The following is a 218-nucleotide window of genomic DNA, read 5'->3' on the forward strand; positions in this document are numbered from 1 at the left end:
CGCTGCTCAAGTCCAGCAAGAGTCATTAGCATCAAGGTGGGGGATATAACCCCTCCTTGTGGCGTGCCCTCATCAGTACGATAAAACAGCCCTTTGTCCATAAAACCAGACTTTAACCATTGTTCCAACATTCGTTTATCTATGGCGATGTTATCAATTAGCCATTGATGCCCGATTTTGTCGAAGCAGGATTTGATGTCCCCCTCAAGAACCCATTG

General features: G+C 45.9%; 1 protein-coding gene. It reads right to left on the reverse strand.

Annotated features, from left to right (window positions below; genetic code table 11):
• Positions 1-218 (reverse strand): reverse transcriptase domain-containing protein (locus H5185_RS22670; protein ID WP_259396296.1); only part of this gene is annotated, 218 nt, incomplete at both ends.

This window comes from Shewanella sp. SG44-6, from assembly GCF_014164185.1.
Classification (GTDB): Bacteria; Pseudomonadota; Gammaproteobacteria; order Enterobacterales; family Shewanellaceae; genus Shewanella; species Shewanella vesiculosa.